This window comes from Streptomyces sp. YS415, from assembly GCF_023544665.1.
Taxonomy (GTDB): domain Bacteria; phylum Actinomycetota; class Actinomycetes; order Streptomycetales; family Streptomycetaceae; genus Streptomyces.
This window is the reverse complement of record NZ_JAMJFL010000034.1, coordinates 59,818-76,787: the sequence shown is the minus strand read 5'-3', so window position 1 is coordinate 76,787 and position 16,970 is coordinate 59,818. Positions and strand designations below refer to the sequence as shown.

The window sequence follows — 16,970 nt, the reverse complement described above, 5'->3', positions numbered from 1 at the left end:
TACGTAAGCCATCGGTCAGGGCAATCTGGGTGTGATGCGGAAATCTTTTCCAAGCGGTTGCTTAGGGTGTACGGGGGGGGTGGGGAGGGGCCCTCGGGACGGGGGCGGGAACCGGGATGCGGGCGGGTTCGGGTGCGGGGCCGGGATGGGGGCCCGGACCGCACGGATGTGGGCGTGGAGCAGGCGCGGGCCCTGGGCCGGGGGGGGGGCGGGACCGGGCGCGGTCACTGGGTCGGAAGCGGGCCGTGGTGGGGTGGCCGGGGGTGGGGGCGGAGTGCGGGTGCCGGTGGTGGGGGCGGAGTGCGGGTGCCGGGATGGGGGCCCGAGCGCCGTGCGGGCGTGGGCCGCATGCCGAGGCAGGCGCGTTCCCTGGGGTGGGCGCGGGATCGGGCGCGGTCACCGGGTCGGAAGCGGGCCGTGGTGGGGTGGTCGGATGGGGGCGTGGACGGGTTGTGGAGACCGGGCCGAAGGCGAAACCCGGGCCGAAGGCGGTCTCCGGGTGGGTGCGGGCGTCCATGGGGCCCGGAGGTGCCGGACGGGCGTAGGCGCCGGGATGAGGACCGGGTCACCGCGCAGGTAAAGACGCGGATATCGAGGCCGGTGTGGGTGCCGACGCGGGGGCGGACGTGGGTCCCCGGGCGGGCACCGGCGCGGTCACCCCGGCGAAAACGGGCCCCGGTGCTGCGGTCGGTCGGGGGCGTGGGTCGGTGTGGGTACCCGGTCGAAGGCGCCTCCCGGGGCGGACGCGGACGCCTGTGCGGGGATGGGCGCGGGCGCCGGGGCGGGGACGGGTGCGGGCGTGGGCGCCGGGGGCGAAGTCGGCGTCAGGAGCCAGCCCACCGAGGGCTGGGTGAGGGGGCGGGCCAGGCGGCGGGTGAAGGGGGAGGCGAGGACCGCCGTGAGCAGCACCCCGCACAGGACGAGCGCCACCAGTTCCACCGGGGTGTCGGCGCGGGCGATCAGGCCCTTCTCCCGCGCCGGGAGGATGACCAGCGGGTGCAGCAGATAGACGGTGAACCCGCCCGCCCCGAGCGCCGAGACGAACGGCACCTTCCGCCGCGGCATCAGCCGCAGCAGGCACAGCACCAGCGCCGCCGCCGACGCCAGCACCGCGAGCCGGATCAGCCAGGCGCCCTCCATGCCGAGAGGGGTGTCCGCCTGGTAGGCGTGCCGCATCGACAGCCAGCTCCCCTGGATGTCCCGGTGCCACAGCACCGCCACGGTGATCGAGCCGAGCACTCCGGCGACGGCGGCCGGCAGGCTCCACCGGCTCTCGAACCAGTCCCGGAGCATGCCCTGCCCCAGACGCCACCCGAAGTAGAAGAGCGGCAGGTAGACCAGGGTGCGGCTGGCGGAGAACTGGAGCCCGAACTCCTCGACGTACCCGAGCGCGAGCGCCACCGCGGTGGTGACCAGCAGGGGATGGCGCAACTGGACCACCAGCGGCAGCAGCAGCCGCCAGCAGAACAGCGACATCAGGAACCACAGCGTCCACGGCAGCTGGGCCACGTGCAGATCGAGCGGGCCGCCCAGCGCCTTCGTCTCCAGCGAGAACAGCACGCTGAAGATCAGGGCGGGCAGCACGATGCTGGTCAGCAGGGTCCGCAGCCGGCGCGGCCCGAGCGGGCCCGCACTGCTGAAGACGCCCGCCAGCACCACGAAGGCGGGAACCCGGAAGGCCCAGGCCGCCACATGGAAGGCGTGCAGCGAGTCGTGCCGGGCCATGATGCTGCCCACGGTGTGCAGGACCACGATCAGCGTGGCGGAGACGAACCGGGCGTTGTCCCACCAGGGGTCACGGACCCGGTCCTGGCCGGTGGTGGACTTCGGAAACGGCTTTTCCATCGCGGGCGCGTGCTCCTGACAGCGGCATGACAGCAGAAGCACACCTTCGCCAAAGCCGGGGATGATCCGGTGACGCGGTACCGCGCGGAAGGTGAACGGTGCGTGTACGGAAGGCGGCCCACGGAGAAGGGCCGCCTCCGCTTCACACCCCGGACGGGCTGGTGGGCGACGGTTCCGTCTCCCCGACCCGCCGCCGGCGCCTGCGCTTGAGCAGCGCCCACGGGCCCCGGGGACCGCTCGGCATCGCCGCCGCGACCTCCGTACCCGCCTCGGACGCCGCCTCCGCCGCGGCCCGGGCCACCGGCAGGAAGCCCTCGCGGCGGGAGACGTCCGGGCGCTCCTCCTCCGCCGGCCACAGCCCGAGGGCCGCGCAGACCGTGGGCAGGACCGCCATCGCCGCCGTGGCGTACCCCTCCGCCGAGGGGTGGTAGCTGTCCGGGCCGAACAGCTCGCGCGGGTTGGCCGCGAACTCCGGACCCAGCAGGTCGCCCAGCGAGACCGTACGGCCGCCCTGCTCGACCACGCCGATCGTCTGCGCGGCCGCGAGCTGCCGGGAGACCCGCCGGGCCAGCCAGCGCAGCGGCTGCTGGACCGGCTCGATGGTGCCGAGGTCGGGACAGGTGCCCACGACCACCTCGGCACCGGCCGTGCGCAGCCGCCGTACCGCCGTGGCCAGACAGCGCACCGACCGGGTCGGCGGCATGCGATGGGTGACGTCGTTGGCGCCGACCATGATCACGCAGATGTCGGGCACCCGGCGGGAGTCCGCCAGCGCCAGCGCCACCTGCCGTTCCAGATCGTCGGAGGTGGCACCCGGCAGCGCCACATTGCGCAGCTCCACCGGGCGCTCCGCCACCGCCGCGAGCCCCGACGCCAGCAGCGCCCCCGGCGTCTGCCCCGCCCGCCGTACGCCCTGGCCCGCCGCCGTGGAGTCACCCAGCAGCAGCAGCCGCAGCGGAGGATCGCCGCCGGGGGCGTACCCGCTGCCGTACAGGCCCTCCGCGCTCGGCGCGAACGGGGCCGTGCCGTTGCCCACGGCCCGCTTGGCCAGCTGGACCTCCGCCAGCACCAGACCCACGGCGGCCGCACCGGCCAGACCGATCCCGCCACCGCCGTACGCGGCACCGGCCGCGATCCGCCGGGCCACTCTCGCCCTCGACATGCTCGTCATGCCTTGCCGCCACCTCCAAGAACCCGTACATCCACTCCTTGCCCCGCACGGACCGTGGCCCAATCCCAACAGGGAGTGAACGACCGTCATGGCGGGCGCGGAGCCCATAGGCTGGCGACATCACTGACGACATCTTTTGCAGCATCCGGAGACAACGGTGCAATTCCACGACTCGATGATCAGCCTCGTCGGCAACACCCCGCTGGTGAGGCTCAACAGCGTGACCAAGGGCATCAAGGCGACCGTCCTGGCCAAGGTGGAGTACTTCAACCCGGGCGGTTCGGTGAAGGACCGGATCGCCCTGCGCATGATCGAGGCCGCCGAGGAGAGCGGCGCGCTCAAGCCCGGCGGCACCATCGTCGAACCGACCAGCGGGAACACCGGGGTCGGGCTCGCCATCGTGGCCCAGCAGAAGGGCTACAAGTGCATCTTCGTGTGCCCCGACAAGGTGAGCACCGACAAGATCAATGTGCTGCGGGCCTACGGGGCGGAGGTCGTCGTCTGCCCGACCGCGGTCGACCCCGAGCACCCGGACTCCTACTACAACGTCTCCGACCGGCTGGTCCGGGAGACGCCGGGTGCGTGGAAGCCCGACCAGTACTCCAACCCGCACAACCCGGCCTCCCACTACCACTCCACCGGTCCCGAGCTGTGGGAGCAGACGGACGGCAGGATCACCCACTTCGTGACGGGCGTCGGCACCGGCGGCACCATCTCCGGCACCGGCCGCTATCTGAAGGACGTCAGCGACGGCAAGGTCAAGGTCGTCGGCGCCGACCCCGAGGGCTCGGTGTACTCCGGCGGCTCCGGGCGGCCGTACCTCGTCGAGGGCGTTGGTGAGGACTTCTGGCCCTCCGCCTACGACCGCACGGTCGCCGACGAGATCGTGGCGGTCTCCGACAAGGACTCCTTCCAGATGACCCGCCGCCTCGCGAAGGAGGAGGGCCTGCTGGTCGGCGGTTCCTGCGGGATGGCCGTGGTGGCCGCGCTGCGCGTCGCCGAGCGGCTGGAGGAGGACGACGTGGTCGTCGTGCTCCTGCCGGACAGCGGCCGCGGCTACCTCAGCAAGATCTTCAACGACGAGTGGATGGCCGACTACGGCTTCCTGGAGGACGAGGGCCCCAGCGCCCGCGTCGCCGACGTCCTGAACGACAAGGAGCACGGCGCCATGCCGTCCCTCGTCCACATGCACCCCGACGAGACCGTCGGCCAGGCCATCGAGGTGCTGCGCGAGTACGGCGTCTCGCAGATGCCGATCGTCAAGCCGGGCGCGGGCCACCCCGACGTGATGGCCGCCGAGGTCGTCGGCTCGGTGGTGGAACGGGAACTGCTCGACGCCCTGTTCACCAAGGCGGCCTCGCTGGAGGACCCGCTGGAGAAGCACATGTCGGCCCCGCTGCCGCAGGTCGGTTCCGGTGAGCCGGTGGGCGACCTGATGTCGGTGCTCGGCACGGCGGACGCCGCGATCGTCCTCGTCGAGGGCAAGCCCACCGGAGTGATCAGCCGTCAGGACCTGCTGGCCTTCCTCGCCAAGGGCGGGAAGTAGCGGCGAACGTCCGGTGAACGGCGCGTGTCGGCGGCGAACTTGCGGTGATCAGCAGCCTTCGCGGCTGCACGGAAGTGGTACGAGCGTGACACGTCCGCGCAGCACCCGCTTAACACGCGTACGGCACATTGGTGGATGTCGGCAGGGCGGGAGCGGCTCCCCGCCCCGGCCGGCACCGAACGTCCAAGGACCTCCGGAGCGGCTCCCGGACCTCCATGGACGCCGGACGTGAGACCGGCCTGACCCGGTCGACGTCCTTCGCGGGGACCGCCGTCGTCCCGCCCCCCGGCAACGGGGGTGCGGCGGTCCCCGCGCATATCACTCCCAGTCGCTGTCCTTGCGGGCCTTGCGGCGGCGGAACAGGTCCGGATGGGTGCGCGCCGCCTGGACCACGTTCACCCCGACGATGCCCGCCCAGGCGACCAGCAGGCCGGGGAGGTTGGCCACCCCGCCGCCGATGCCGGACAGCGGGATCGCCAGGACCAGCGAGACGATGCCGAAGCCGAAGCGCTCGCCCCAGGAGTCCGTCGGCTTCGGTGACCGGGAGCCCCGGGCCACCACCATCTGCTGCTCGGCGAGCTGCCGGCGCACCCTGCGCTCGACCGCCCCGTCGATCCGCTGGTCGACCTTCTCCAGGAACGAGTCGACCAGCGCGGACTCGTACTCCTCGCCCAGCTCCCTGCGTGCTTGCAGGGTGGCGTCGAGTTCCTTCTTCAGCTCGGGGTCCCGCATGTCCATTCCGGTCATGGGATCCACGGTAGAAAGCGCGGACGCGGGCCGCACTGGGGTTAGCCCCCCTGTTCGGCCGGGGGACGGCCCGCCTGCTCGTCGCTTGCCCTGCTGTATGACGTCATGCAGAGTTCTCCGTGTCTGAATAAGCGGGAGGGGAGCTCGGGCGTGACGTCGTCTCCGATCGTGGACGCTCCGGCCGTCCTGCACACCGGGGCGGTGCTCCTCGACGGCCGCGGACTCTCCGTCGCGGACGTCGTGCGCCTCGCCGACGGAGCCGCGCGGCCCGTCCCGGAGGAGGCGGCGATGAAGCGCGCCACCCGCTCCTGGGACGCCGCCCGGCAGATCGCCGCGACCGGACGCGTCTACGGCCGCTCCACCGGCGTCGGCGCCAACCGCAACGAGGACGTGCCCACCGAGGCCGCCGCCGGCCACGGGCTCAGGCTCCTGCGCAGCCACGCCGGTGCCATCGGCGAGGAGCTGCCCGCCCGGCAAGTCCGCGCCATGCTTGCCGTCCGCGCCAACCAGCTCCTCGCGGGCGGCGCCGGGCTCAGGCCCTCGGTCGTCACCGCCCTGTGCGAGGCCCTGGAGAGCGGGGCGCACCCGGTCGTCCACGAGTTCGGCTCGGTCGGCACCGGTGACCTCGCGGCGCTCGCACAGCTGGGGCTGGCGCTGGCCGGTGAGCATCCATGGCGGGTGCCGGACGGGCCGGACGGGTCGGGGGACCGCGGGGCCGCGGCGAGCGGCGCCGGGCCGCGGCGTGTCGCCGGTGTGCCCGAGCCGCAGCCCCTCGACAACAACGACGCGCTCGCCCTGATCAGCAGCAACGCCCTCACCCTCGGCCAGGCCGCCCTCGCCCTGCACGAACTGCGCGGACTCATCGCCGCCACCCAGGTCGTCGCCGCGCTCTCCCTGCTCGCCGTCGACGGCTCCCACGAGCCCTACGCGGCGCCCGTCCACGAGGCCCGGCCGCACCGTGGCTCCACCGAGGTCGCCCGCCGCATGCGGGAACTGATCGGCGCCGCGGACCGGCCCACGCCTCCGCTCGGCCGGATCCAGGACCCGTACGGCTTCCGCTGCCTGCCCCAGATCCACGGCCCCGCGCACGACGCGGCCGATGCCCTGGAGGCGGTCCTCGCGGTGGAGCTCAACGCCGCCGCCGAGAACCCCCTCATCGCGGCCGACGACCTCGCCGCCTACCACCACGGCGGCTTCTACCAGGCCCAGCTCGCCCTCGCCCTGGACCACTTCAGGCTCGCGGTCGTCCAGGTGGCCCGGCTGTCCACCTCCCGCCTGTCCACCCTCAACGAGCCCGCCTACACCCGCCTGAGGCCCTTCCTCGCCGACCACGAGCCCGCCTCGTCCGGCGTGATGATCCTGGAGTACTCCGCCGCGGCCGCCCTCGGTGACCTGCGCGCCTTCTCGGCACCCGCCTCCCTCGGCCACGCTGTACTCTCCCGGGGCGTCGAGGAACAGGCCAGCTTCGCCTCGCTCGCCGCGCGGCAGACGCTGCGCGCGTGCGGCGCGTACCGTCTCGTCGTCGGCTGCGAACTCGTCGCCGCTGTACGGGCGCTGCGCCAGCGCGACCTCAGGCCCGAGCCGGGACTCCCGGCGGGCCGTGCGCTGGAGCTCGCCGAAGCGGTGCTCGACGAGGACCAGGCCGACCGGCCGCTCACCGGCGACGTGACGGCGGCGGCCCGGCTGCTCGACCGGTTCACCGAGATCTGGAGGGGGAGCGCGGCATGAGCGCGGACAGGAACGCGGGGGACACCCCGGCGGCACGGCTGCAGGCGCTCTTCGAGGGGCACCGGCTGACGCCGACCCAGCGGCGCATCGCGCACAGCATGGTGCGCCGGGCCGCCGAGGTGCCCTTCCTCTCCAGTGTCGAACTGGCCGAACTCGCCGGGGTCAGCCAGCCGTCCGTGACCCGCTTCGCCGTCGCCCTCGGCTTCGACGGCTACCCCGCCCTGCGCAGGCATCTGCGCGAGGTCGCGCCCGCCGAACCGGCGTCCGCGCCGGGCGCGTTCAACGAGTACCAGCAGGCCGTCGAGGCCGAGATCGAGAACCTGCGGCATCTCGCGGAGCTGCTCGCGGACCCGCGCCCGGTGCAGCGGGCGGGCCGGCTGCTGGCCGCCTCCCGGCCGCTGCCGGTGCTCGGACTGCGCGCGGCGGCCTCCCAGGCGTACGGCTTCGCCTACTTCGCCGCCAAGGTCCATCCGGACGTCCGGCTGCTGCACGAGGGCGGCACGATGGTCCACGACCGCATCGACGCCTGCGTCCGGGCGGGCGCCACGGCGCTGCTCTGCTTCGCGCTGCCCCGGCACCCGCGCGAGGTCCTGGACACCCTCGGCTACGCCAAGGAGGCCGGGCTGACCGTGGTGACGGTCGCCGACTCCGCCTTCGCGCCGGTCGCCAAGGCCTCCGACCTGCTGCTGCCCGCGGCGGTCGGCACCGGCCTCGCCTTCGACACCGCGTGCGCCCCGATGCTGCTCGGGCGGGTCCTGCTGGAGGCCATGTGCGACGACCTGCCGGACGCCCAGGCACGGCTGGAGGAGTTCGACGCGCGGGCCGCGGCGCGGGGGCTGTTCGTGGAGTGAGATTTTCTCGCGTCTTCTAAGACAGGTCTCAGGTCAGCCCGTTACCCTCCCGCCACTGCGAGTTCGACTTCGAGGCGATTGGGAGGCGGAACGTGGCACGCGGAGGTCAGGGACTGGCTCGGGTGGCCGTCGTCGTACGGGCCGGAGCGGCACCGATGTGGTGGCTCGGGGTGTGCGCGGCCGGGATCGGCGTACTGCTGCCGGGTCTGACCGGACGGCGGATCGGGGTGCTGGCGGGCGCGGCGCTGTTCCTCGTCACGGCGGCGGCCGTGGCGTACCGGCGGCGCGGGCGGTACGGCGCCCTCATGCGCGGGGCCGCCCGCGCGGGCAAGCACGACGTGCTCCAGGACCGCGCGGTGACCGTGCGGAACTGGCGCCGGGGACACCGCTGGTGGCTGCTGCTGGCCTTCGTGGCCGCGCTCGGCAGCGGGTTCGCGGTACCCGTGGCGGGCGGCATGCTGCTGGCCGGGGCGGGCGTCGGGCTCTGGCTGAAGTCCGCCTGGATCGGCCGGCGCGAGCGGGCCGAGGAGGCACTGCTGTGGGTGCGGGTGGACTGGCTCACCGCCGGCGGGCGTCCCGCCGGTAAGGCCGTCAGGTCCTACCGCGGCACCGGCATCGCGGCGGGCGACGCGGCCCCGGGTGGGGCCCGCCGCCGCGCCGACGCGCTGGTGTAGGCGGGGGACCGGGGTCAGACCTCCAGGTCCTGCTCGATCCTGCGCAGCTGGTGCCGGGCCATCGCCAGGTTGGAGCGCTTGGCGTCGAGCACCAGGTAGAGGAAGAGGCCGTTGCCGCTGCGGCCGCTGAGCAGCCGGATCAGGTGGTACTGGTCGGACAGGGTGATCAGGATGTCCTCGATCTCGCCCTTGAGGCCCAGGTGTTCCATGGTGCGCATCTTGGCGCGCACGACGTCGGTGTTGCCGGCGGCGGCGACGTTCAGGTCGAAGCTCTTGCCGCCGCCCATGGTGCCCAGGGCCATGCCGGTGGTGTAGTCGACGAGCGCGACGCCGGTCGCGCCCTCGATCGAGGTCAGCGCCTCTTTCAGTGTGGTCTCGGTGTTGGCCATGACGGGACTTCCTCTCAACTCTCGGTGGTGGTGCGCGGTTGGGTGGTGGACGGGGTGCGCCGGTCGCGCGGGACCTTGGCCCGCGCGGGCGCCCTCGTGGGTGTACGGGGTCTGCTGTCGGCCGTGAGTCCGTCGACGAGCTCCCCGATCCGGCCGGCGGCGCGGCGGCCCTCCAGATGGAGGCGGCCGACGCTGACGTCGTCCCGGGCGAGCAGGGTCAGTACGGCGCCCTCGCCCGCCGCGTACGTCGCCACGTAGCCGTCCCGGCCGCGGAAGAGCAGTTCGCGCAGCTCGCCGCGGCCGGTGGCGTCGGTGAGCCGCACGGCCACGCCGAGCGCGGCGGCGGTGAGCGCGGCCACGCCCTCCGGTTCCACGCCGGGGGTGTCCTCGGCGACGACCAGGCCGTCCACGCTGGCCGCGAGGGAGCCGGTCAGCTGGGGGATGCGGGCGCGGAGCCGGTGCAGCTCGTCGAGTATGGGCGCCTCGGCGGCCATCAGATTTCTCCTCTGTCGGTCAAAGGGCCTCCAGCGCATCCCGGACTCTTCTCAGCAGGGCGACGTCGGGGTCATCGGGCGCCAGCCGCTCGGCGGGGGCCGGCGGGCGGGGCCGGACGGGGAGCGACGGGGGGTCGGCGGGGTGCGGACACGCCCCTTCCGGTGCGGGGCGCCGGTCCGGGGGGTCGGGGTGGGTCCGTTGCGGTGTCGGTCCCCGGTCCGGGGGTTCCGTGCGGGTCTGTTGCGGTGTGGGTCCCCGGTCCGGGGGGTCGGGGTGGGTCCGTTGAGGTGTGGGTCCCCGGTCCGGGGGGTCGGGGTGGGTCCGTTGAGGTGTCGGCTCCCGGTCCGCGGGCTCCGGGTGGGTCCGCTGCGGTGTCGGTTCCCGGTCGGGGTGCGTGGGGCGGGCCGGGGTCGGGTGCGGGGGCCGTGGGGCCAGGACGCCCGCCGCTGCGAGGCGGCGTATGTCCACCAGGGTGTGGAAGGCCGGGCGGCCCAGGGCGCGGGCGATGTCCGTCGCGGTCCGGGCGCCGTCCAGCAGGGCCACGACCGCGCGCTGGCGGGCGGTGAGCGCCGGGGCGCGGGGCGGGTCGGCGCGGGTGAGGGGCGCGCTGTCGGTGCCGGGGTCGGGCCAGATGCGGTGCAGCAGGTCGCGGCGGCGCAGGGTCTCGCGCTCCACGGCGGCCACCGGTACCGGCCGTACGGGGCCGAGCCAGTGCCCGGTGCCGTAGCGGAAGCGGCCCGGGGTGCTGCTGGGCGCGAGGGCGAAGTAGGCGGCGTCGTAGAGCGCGCCCAGGTGGCACAGTTCCAGCGTGCCGGGGGTGAGCCGGCCGCTGTCGACGAGGAGGCGGGCGGCGCCGTGCAGGTCGTCGGCGCGGGTGACGGCGTCCTGCCAGACGGCGGTGTCCAGGGTGCCGTGCGCGGTCAGCAGGATGTCCAGGCCGGGGGCGGCGGGGCTCTCGGCGTGCACCACCCGGCCCTGCGCGAGATACAGCGTGCCGCACTCGCGCAGCAGGACGCCGGTGGCCCGCTCGGCGGCGAGCCGGCTCAGCATCGGCGACAGTCCGCGCGGCGCCCGCTCCCCTGCCGTGCTCCGGTCCCGCGACGGCAGCCGGGGCGGCAGGCCCGCCGGGGTGGCTTGCAGCGCGGTCATCCCAGCACCAGCCGTCCGGCCAGCTCGCCGAGGCGGATCCGGGCCAGCGCGAGATTGCCCTCCTCGCGGCCCAGCCACAGATGCAGGAACACACTGCTGTCGAAGGACGTCCACACGAACCGCAGCACGTGATAGCTGTCCCGGTTGGACAGGATCAGGTCCTCGACGGGCGGTTCGGTCTCCGTGCCGGCGTCCTCGGCGGGCGCGAACGCCCGGTGCTCGGCGGCGAGCCGGGCCAGCTCCGCCGCCTCCGCCGCGCTCGCATCCGGGTCACCGCCCGGGGACTCGCCGACCGTGCCCAGTGCCAGGCCGCTGGTCCAGTCGACCAGCGCCGCCCCCCGTGCTCCGGGCAGTTGCATGGCCTCCAGCAGACACTCGTCGATTCCGGGCACCGTGGCTCCCCTCCTGTCTGCGGTTCGGCTGAGTAACGCCGAAACTACGCAACGTGTGAGCGACAGGTGAGGCTTCTGGCATTTTCCGGTGGAACATGCGCGGGAGGACTAAGGTGGGTCAACTGACCTTGTTTTCCAGACCCGTTCAACCGCAGCTCCGCCGGAGTGCGTCAAGGGCGCCCGGGCGTGCGCAGGGTGGTGAGGGCGGCGGCGTGCGCCCCACCGGATTCGGCCACGATCGAGTCGAGATCCTGCGGCTCGCGCACCGTCGCGAAGGCCACACCCCCGGACCCGTCCGGCGCGAAGCCGTAGATCCCCGGCCGGGCCAGGGAGTTGTACGCGTAGTGGTGCGCGAAGTAGTACGCGCCCGTGTCCAGCGCCGCCACCAGATCCCCCTGCTCCAGCCGCGGCAGCGCCCGCGCCTCGGCCAGCAGGTCCCCGGCGAAGCAGGCCGGACCGGCCACGTCCTGGACCACCTCGGCCCCCGTCTTCGGCCGCCCCTTCGCGTCGTATCCGGCGATCCTGAGCGGCCAGGCGCCCGGCGCGTACACCGTCCGCGTCGCCACCTGCACGCCCGCGTGCGTCACCGCGACCGGCCGCCCGCCCGCGCTCTTGGTGTACTCCACCCGCGCCAGCACCGTCCCGTGCTTGGCCAGCAGCGACCGCCCGAACTCGGTCACCAGCCCGTACCGCCCGTCGAACAGCCCCGGCACCGCCTCGCTCAGCAGGCGCGCGTACTGCGCGTACGTCGGGGTCGTCAGGTCGGAGGCGAAGTTCACCGGCAGTCCGCCGCCGATGTCGATCGTGTCGATCTGCCGTCGCCCGATCCGGTCGTTGATCTCCTCGGCCAGTTGGTACGTCTCCGCCACGCCCCGAGCCATCAGCGACAGCGGCACGCCCTGGGACCCGGTGTGCGTGTGCAGCCGGGTCAGCCACGGGCGCTCCTCATAGGCCCGCACCACCCACTCGCGCGCTCCCTCGTCGCGCAGCGCCACCCCGAACTTCGACGTCGCGGTCGCCGTCGACATCGCCTCGATGGCCCCTGCGCCCACCTGCGGATTCACCCGGAGCCCGAGCGGGGAACGGCTCGGCGCGGACCGCATCAGGGCGTCGACACGGGCCAGCTCCTGCGGATTGTCGGCGTTGACCGCGACCCCGAGCGCCAGCGCCTCCCGCAGCTCGGCCGGTGTCTTCGCGGGCGAGTCCAGCACCGTGCGCTCCGGTGGCAGCCCCGCCGCCCGCGCCAGCGCCAGCTCGCCGGGGCTCGCCACCTCGGCGCCGATCCCGGCCTCGTGCAGCAGCCGCAGCACCGGCACCAGCGGGGTCGCCTTGACCGCGAAGGCGTGCAGCACCGGGGTGCCCGGCGCGGTGACCGCCTCGAACGCCGCCCGCAGCCCGGCCGCCGCGTCCCGGATGCCGGTGACGTCCAGCAGCCCCACGATGGGGGCGTCCGGCCCCAGCAGCCCCTGCTCCACGGCGGCCCGCACCGCCTCGTCCCGGCGCGCCGCCCGCTCGTCGTCGCCCGTGTGCCCGTCCCTGACGTCGTCCACCGCGTCCCCCGTCGTGTCGTTCCCCGTCGTGTCGTTCCCCGTGACCACGTATCCAGACAAACATCCGCGGCCCGCCCGCGCTGGCGCACGCACGTATTGACTAGCTCTATTCAGAGCGCCAGGATGTGAATAACGTCAGCAACAATCCGGCAGCACCAGCCGCTAGGAGGCAGACCATGTCAGGACCCCGCCCCGTACGAGCGCCGCGCGGTACGGAACTGAGCGCCCTGGGATGGCAGCAGGAAGCCGCCCTGCGCATGCTGCAGAACAACCTCGACCCCGAGGTCGCCGAGCACCCCGACAAGCTCGTCGTCTACGGCGGCACCGGCAAGGCGGCCCGCGACTGGCGCTCCTTCGACGCGATGGTGCGCACGCTGCAGGGGCTGAAGCAGGACGAGACGATGCTCGTGCAGTCCGGCCGCCCGGTCGGCGTGATGCAGACCCACGAGTGGGCCCCGCGCGTCCTCATCGCCAACTCCAACCTGGTCGGCGACTGGGCCAACTGGGAGGAGTTCCGCCGCCTGGAGCAGCTCGGCCTGACCATGTACGGCCAGATGACCGCCGGCTCCTGGATCTACATCGGCACCCAGGGCATCCTCCAGGGCACCTACGAGACCTTCGCCGCCGTCGCCGCGAAGAAGTTCGGCGGCACCCTCGCCGGGACGATCACCCTCACCGCCGGACTCGGCGGCATGGGCGGCGCCCAGCCGCTCGCCGTCACCATGAACGACGGCGTCGCCCTCTGCGTCGACTGCGACCCGCGCGCCATCGAGCGCCGCATCGAGCACCGCTACCTCGACGTCCGCGCCGACTCCCTGGAGCACGCCCTCCAGCTCGCCGTCGAGGCCCGGGACGCCCGCCGCCCGCTCTCCATCGGCCTGCTCGGCAACGCCGCGGAGCTGCTGCCGCGGATGCTCGCCGAGGGTGCCCCCGTCGACATCGTCACCGACCAGACCTCGGCCCACGACCCGCTGGCCTACCTGCCCGCCGGCGTCGCCTTCGACGACATGGCCGCCTACGCCGCCAAGGACCCGGCCGGCTTCACCACCCGCGCGCGCGAGTCCATGGCACGGCACGTCGAGGCCATGGTCGGCTTCATGGACGCCGGCGCGGAGGTCTTCGACTACGGCAACTCCATCCGCGGCGAGGCCCGGCTCGCCGGCTACGACCGGGCGTTCGCCTTCCCCGGCTTCGTCCCCGCCTACATCCGGCCGCTGTTCTGCGAGGGCAAGGGCCCCTTCCGCTGGGCCGCGCTCTCCGGGGACCCGGCCGACATCGCCAAGACCGACAAGGCGATCCTGGACCTCTTCCCCGAGAACGAGTCCCTCGCCCGCTGGATCAAGATGGCCGGGGAACGGGTCCACTTCCAGGGCCTGCCCGCGCGTATCTGCTGGCTCGGCTACGGCGAGCGGGACAAGGCCGGCGAGCGGTTCAACGACATGGTCGCGAGCGGTGAGCTGGCGGCGCCGCTCGCCATCGGCCGGGACCACCTCGACTGCGGTTCCGTCGCCTCCCCGTACCGCGAGACCGAGGCCATGCTCGACGGCTCCGACGCGATCGCCGACTGGCCGCTGCTGAACGCGATGGTCAACGTGGCCTCGGGCGCGTCCTGGGTCTCCCTCCACCACGGCGGCGGCGTCGGCATGGGCCGCTCCATCCACGCCGGCCAGGTGACGGTCGCCGACGGCACCGCGCTGGGCGGGGAGAAGATCCGGCGGGTGCTGACCAACGACCCGGGCATGGGCGTCATCCGGCACGTGGACGCGGGCTACGACACCGCCGAGTCCGTGGCCGCCGAACGGGGCGTGCGGGTCCCGATGCGCGAAGGCGACCTGTCGTGACCGGACAGACCCTGCCGGGCGGCAGCTCCTTCCACTCCATGTGGCGCGAACTGCTCCCCATCGGCCGGCACTCCGGCTCCGGCGGCTACCGCCGCTACGCCTGGACCGGGGCCGACGCCGAGTGCCGGGCCTGGTTCCGGGCCCAGGCCGAGTCCCGGGGACTGACCTACGAGGTCGACCGGAACGGCAACCAGTGGGCCTGGCTCGGGGATCCCGCCGCCGGGGACGCCGTGGTCACCGGATCGCACCTGGACTCCGTGCCCGACGGCGGGGCCTTCGACGGGCCCCTCGGTGTCGTGTCCTCCTTCGCCGCCCTCGACGAACTGCGCCGCCGCGACGCGCCCCTCGGCAAACCGCTCGCCGTCGTCAACTTCGGGGACGAGGAGGGCGCCCGCTTCGGGCTGGCCTGCGTCGGCTCCAGGCTCGCCTCCGGACAGCTCACCGCCGCCCAGGCCCACCTGCTCACCGACGGTGACGGCATCACCCTGCCCCGGGCCATGGAGGCCGCCGGGTACGACCCCGACGCCATCGGGCCCGACCCCGAGCGGCTGGCCCGGATCGGGGCCTTCGTCGAACTCCATGTCGAGCAGGGTCGGGCGCTCGACCTGACCGGCGACCCGGTCGGCGTCGCCAGCGCCATCTGGCCGCACGGACGCTGGCGGTACGACTTCCGGGGCGAGGCGAACCACGCCGGCACCACCCGGCCCGCGGACCGGCGCGACCCCATGCTGCCGTACGCCGAGACCGTGCTCGCCGCCCGCCGGGAGGCCGAACTCGCCGGTGCCGTCGCCACCTTCGGCAAAATCTCGGTCGAGCCGAACGGCGTCAACGCCATCCCCTCCCTCGTACGCTGCTGGCTGGACTCGCGTGCCGAGGACCAGACCACCCTCGACACCGTCGTCGGCGGCATCGAGAAGGCCGCCCGCGCGCACGCCGACGCCCACGGCATCGCCCTCGACGTCGTCCGTGAGTCCTTCACGCCCGTCGTCGAGTTCGACCACGCCCTGCGCGACGAACTCGCCCGCATCCTCGGCACGGACACCGGCCTCACGGTGCCCGTCCTCGGCACCGGCGCCGGACACGACGCCGGAATCCTGTCCGGGAGCGTCCCGACCGCCATGCTGTTCGTGCGCAACCCCACCGGGGTCTCGCACTCCCCGGCCGAGTTCGCGGCCGAGGACGACTGCGTGACCGGAGTGCTCGCCCTCGCCGACGTACTGGAAGGACTGGCCCGCACGTGACCCGGACGTACTGGCTGGAGCACGCCTGGCTCGGCACCCATGTCGAGCCCGGCGTCGCGATCGACGTCACCGACGGGCGGATCACCGCCGTCCGCCAGGGAACCGGAACCCCGCCGCCCGGCGCCGAGATCCTCCGCGGGCTCACCCTGCCGGGACTGGCCAACGCCCACTCGCACGCCTTCCACCGCGCCCTGCGCGGCACCGTCCAGGTCGGCTCCGGCACCTTCTGGACCTGGCGCGAGGTCATGTACGCCACGGCCGACCGGCTCAGCCCCGACAGCTACCACGCCCTCGCCCGGGCCGTGTACGCCGAGATGGCACTGGCCGGAGTGACCGCCGTCGGTGAGTTCCACTACCTGCACCACGCCCCCGGCGGCACCCCCTACGCCGACCCCAACGCCATGGGCGAGGCCCTCATCGCGGCCGCCGCCGACGCCGGCATCCGGATCACCCTCCTCGACACCGCCTACCTCTCCTCCGGCTTCGGGCAGCCGCCCGACACCCACCAGCTCCGCTTCTGCGACGGCAGCGCGGACGCCTGGGCCGAACGCTGTTCAGTTCTCAAGGAACGGGATCACGCGCGGATCGGGGCGGCCGTCCACTCCGTACGGGCCGTGCCCGCCGACCAGTTGGCGACCGTGGCCCGGTGGGCCGAGGAGCGGCGGGCCCCGCTGCATGTGCACCTGTCCGAGCAGACCGCCGAGAACGACGCCTGCCGCGCCGCCCACGGCTGCACCCCCACCCGGCTCCTCGCCGAGCACGGCGTCCTCGGGCCCCGCACCACCGGAGTCCACAACACGCACCTGACGGACGAGGACATCGCCCTCATCGGCGGCAGCGGCACCGGCACCTGCATGTGCCCGACGACCGAGCGGGACCTCGCCGACGGCATCGGGCCGGCGGCCGCCCTGCAGCGCCAGGGCTCCCCGCTCAGCCTCGGCTCCGACAGCCACGCCGTCATCGACCTGTTCGAAGAGGCACGCGCGATGGAGCTCAACGAGCGCCTGCGCACCCGCACCCGCGGCCACTGGACCGCCGCCGCCCTGCTCCGGGCCGCCTCCGCGGACGGCCACGCGGCACTCGGCTGGGACGAGGCCGGCGCGATCGGGACGGGCGCGCTCGCCGACCTGACGACGGTCGCGCTGGACTCGGTCAGAACTGCGGGGCCGCTGCCCGCACTCGGGGCCGAGACGGCCGTATTCGCCGCGACCGCAGCGGACGTACGGCACACGATCGTGGGCGGGCGGCACGTCGTACGCGACGGTGTCCACGCCCTCGTACCGGATGTGCCGCAAGCCCTCGCGCGGGCCGTCGAAGCACTCCGCGCCTGACGACCACCCACGAGGACGCC

The 16,970-nt window shown here is 73.9% G+C and carries 15 protein-coding genes; 7 read left to right on the top strand and 8 right to left on the bottom strand.

Translation table 11 applies throughout. The features are described from left to right. Nucleotides 1-654: 654 nt before the first annotated feature. The gene (locus M8H82_RS31190; RefSeq protein WP_250078440.1) at nt 655-1,845 is read right to left on the bottom strand and encodes an acyltransferase family protein; all 1,191 of its coding nucleotides are present in this window, start codon (nt 1,843-1,845) and stop codon (nt 655-657) included. Between the two features lie 142 nt (nt 1,846-1,987). Next, complete coding sequence (locus M8H82_RS31185; protein ID WP_250078439.1) at nt 1,988-3,016, bottom strand: SGNH/GDSL hydrolase family protein; 1,029 nt, start codon at nt 3,014-3,016, stop codon at nt 1,988-1,990. A 157-nt stretch (nt 3,017-3,173) separates the two neighbouring features. Between M8H82_RS31185 and M8H82_RS31180 the strand changes: the two genes are divergently transcribed. Continuing rightward, the gene (locus M8H82_RS31180; RefSeq protein WP_250078438.1) at nt 3,174-4,562 is read left to right on the top strand and encodes a cystathionine beta-synthase; all 1,389 of its coding nucleotides are present in this window, start codon (nt 3,174-3,176) and stop codon (nt 4,560-4,562) included. Nucleotides 4,563-4,880: 318 nt separating this feature from the next. Here the strand turns inward: M8H82_RS31180 and M8H82_RS31175 are convergent, their stop codons facing one another. Continuing rightward, the gene (locus M8H82_RS31175; RefSeq protein WP_250078437.1) at nt 4,881-5,309 is read right to left on the bottom strand and encodes a hypothetical protein; all 429 of its coding nucleotides are present in this window, start codon (nt 5,307-5,309) and stop codon (nt 4,881-4,883) included. 105 nt (nt 5,310-5,414) lie between these two features. Here M8H82_RS31175 and M8H82_RS31170 point away from each other — a divergent pair, with 105 nt between their 5' ends. From M8H82_RS31170 to M8H82_RS31160, 3 genes are all read left to right on the top strand, one after another. Then, nucleotides 5,415-7,037, top strand: a complete 1,623-nt coding sequence (locus tag M8H82_RS31170) for an aromatic amino acid ammonia-lyase (protein WP_374211723.1) — start codon at nt 5,415-5,417, stop codon at nt 7,035-7,037. Continuing rightward, a complete protein-coding gene (locus M8H82_RS31165) occupies nt 7,034-7,888 on the top strand; it encodes a MurR/RpiR family transcriptional regulator (protein ID WP_250078435.1) in 855 nt (284 codons plus the stop codon). Before M8H82_RS31170 ends, M8H82_RS31165 begins: the two co-directional genes overlap by 4 nt. Nucleotides 7,889-7,980: 92 nt before the next feature. Next, the gene (locus tag M8H82_RS31160; RefSeq protein WP_250078434.1) at nt 7,981-8,562 is read left to right on the top strand and encodes a hypothetical protein; all 582 of its coding nucleotides are present in this window, start codon (nt 7,981-7,983) and stop codon (nt 8,560-8,562) included. A gap of 14 nt (nt 8,563-8,576) precedes the next feature. Here M8H82_RS31160 and M8H82_RS31155 read toward each other — a convergent pair whose 3' ends face one another. From M8H82_RS31155 to M8H82_RS31135, 5 genes are all read right to left on the bottom strand, one after another. Next, the gene (locus M8H82_RS31155) at nt 8,577-8,951 is read right to left on the bottom strand and encodes a hypothetical protein (protein WP_250078433.1); all 375 of its coding nucleotides are present in this window, start codon (nt 8,949-8,951) and stop codon (nt 8,577-8,579) included. A gap of 14 nt (nt 8,952-8,965) precedes the next feature. Then, nucleotides 8,966-9,445, bottom strand: a complete 480-nt coding sequence (locus M8H82_RS31150) for a roadblock/LC7 domain-containing protein (protein ID WP_250078432.1) — start codon at nt 9,443-9,445, stop codon at nt 8,966-8,968. A 19-nt stretch (nt 9,446-9,464) separates the two neighbouring features. Further along, complete coding sequence (locus M8H82_RS31145; RefSeq protein WP_250078431.1) at nt 9,465-10,595, bottom strand: hypothetical protein; 1,131 nt, start codon at nt 10,593-10,595, stop codon at nt 9,465-9,467. Further along, the gene (locus tag M8H82_RS31140; RefSeq protein ID WP_250078430.1) at nt 10,592-10,987 is read right to left on the bottom strand and encodes a hypothetical protein; all 396 of its coding nucleotides are present in this window, start codon (nt 10,985-10,987) and stop codon (nt 10,592-10,594) included. Before M8H82_RS31140 ends, M8H82_RS31145 begins: the two co-directional genes overlap by 4 nt. A 170-nt stretch (nt 10,988-11,157) precedes the next feature. Further along, nucleotides 11,158-12,537 carry a diaminopimelate decarboxylase gene (locus M8H82_RS31135; RefSeq protein WP_250078429.1) on the bottom strand — a complete coding sequence of 460 codons (1,380 nt, stop codon included), beginning with the start codon at nt 12,535-12,537 and terminating at the stop codon, nt 11,158-11,160. Between the two features lie 176 nt (nt 12,538-12,713). Between M8H82_RS31135 and hutU the strand changes: the two genes are divergently transcribed. The 3 genes from hutU to M8H82_RS31120 are packed head-to-tail and all read left to right on the top strand — an operon-like array spanning nt 12,714 to nt 16,950. After that, the gene (gene hutU, locus M8H82_RS31130; RefSeq protein ID WP_250078428.1) at nt 12,714-14,378 is read left to right on the top strand and encodes a urocanate hydratase; all 1,665 of its coding nucleotides are present in this window, start codon (nt 12,714-12,716) and stop codon (nt 14,376-14,378) included. Between the two features lie 38 nt (nt 14,379-14,416). Next, entirely contained in the window at nt 14,417-15,619 is a 1,203-nt protein-coding gene (locus M8H82_RS31125) for an allantoate amidohydrolase (RefSeq protein WP_250078445.1), read from the top strand. After that, entirely contained in the window at nt 15,616-16,950 is a 1,335-nt protein-coding gene (locus M8H82_RS31120; RefSeq protein WP_250078427.1) for a formimidoylglutamate deiminase, read from the top strand. The genes M8H82_RS31125 and M8H82_RS31120 overlap by 4 nt, the downstream gene beginning before the upstream one ends. Nucleotides 16,951-16,970: the final 20 nt, after the last annotated feature.

Coding starts and splice junctions, on each gene's coding strand:
- M8H82_RS31190 (WP_250078440.1), bottom strand. CDS start 1,845: ATGGAAAAGCCGTTTCCGAAGTCCACCACCGGCCAGGACCGGGTCCGT.
- M8H82_RS31185 (WP_250078439.1), bottom strand. CDS start 3,016: ATGACGAGCATGTCGAGGGCGAGAGTGGCCCGGCGGATCGCGGCCGGT.
- M8H82_RS31175 (WP_250078437.1), bottom strand. CDS start 5,309: ATGACCGGAATGGACATGCGGGACCCCGAGCTGAAGAAGGAACTCGAC.
- M8H82_RS31170 (WP_374211723.1), top strand. CDS start 5,415: ATGCAGAGTTCTCCGTGTCTGAATAAGCGGGAGGGGAGCTCGGGCGTG.
- M8H82_RS31165 (WP_250078435.1), top strand. CDS start 7,034: ATGAGCGCGGACAGGAACGCGGGGGACACCCCGGCGGCACGGCTGCAG.
- M8H82_RS31155 (WP_250078433.1), bottom strand. CDS start 8,951: ATGGCCAACACCGAGACCACACTGAAAGAGGCGCTGACCTCGATCGAG.
- M8H82_RS31150 (WP_250078432.1), bottom strand. CDS start 9,445: ATGGCCGCCGAGGCGCCCATACTCGACGAGCTGCACCGGCTCCGCGCC.
- M8H82_RS31145 (WP_250078431.1), bottom strand. CDS start 10,595: ATGACCGCGCTGCAAGCCACCCCGGCGGGCCTGCCGCCCCGGCTGCCG.
- hutU (WP_250078428.1), top strand. CDS start 12,714: ATGTCAGGACCCCGCCCCGTACGAGCGCCGCGCGGTACGGAACTGAGC.
- M8H82_RS31125 (WP_250078445.1), top strand. CDS start 14,417: ATGTGGCGCGAACTGCTCCCCATCGGCCGGCACTCCGGCTCCGGCGGC.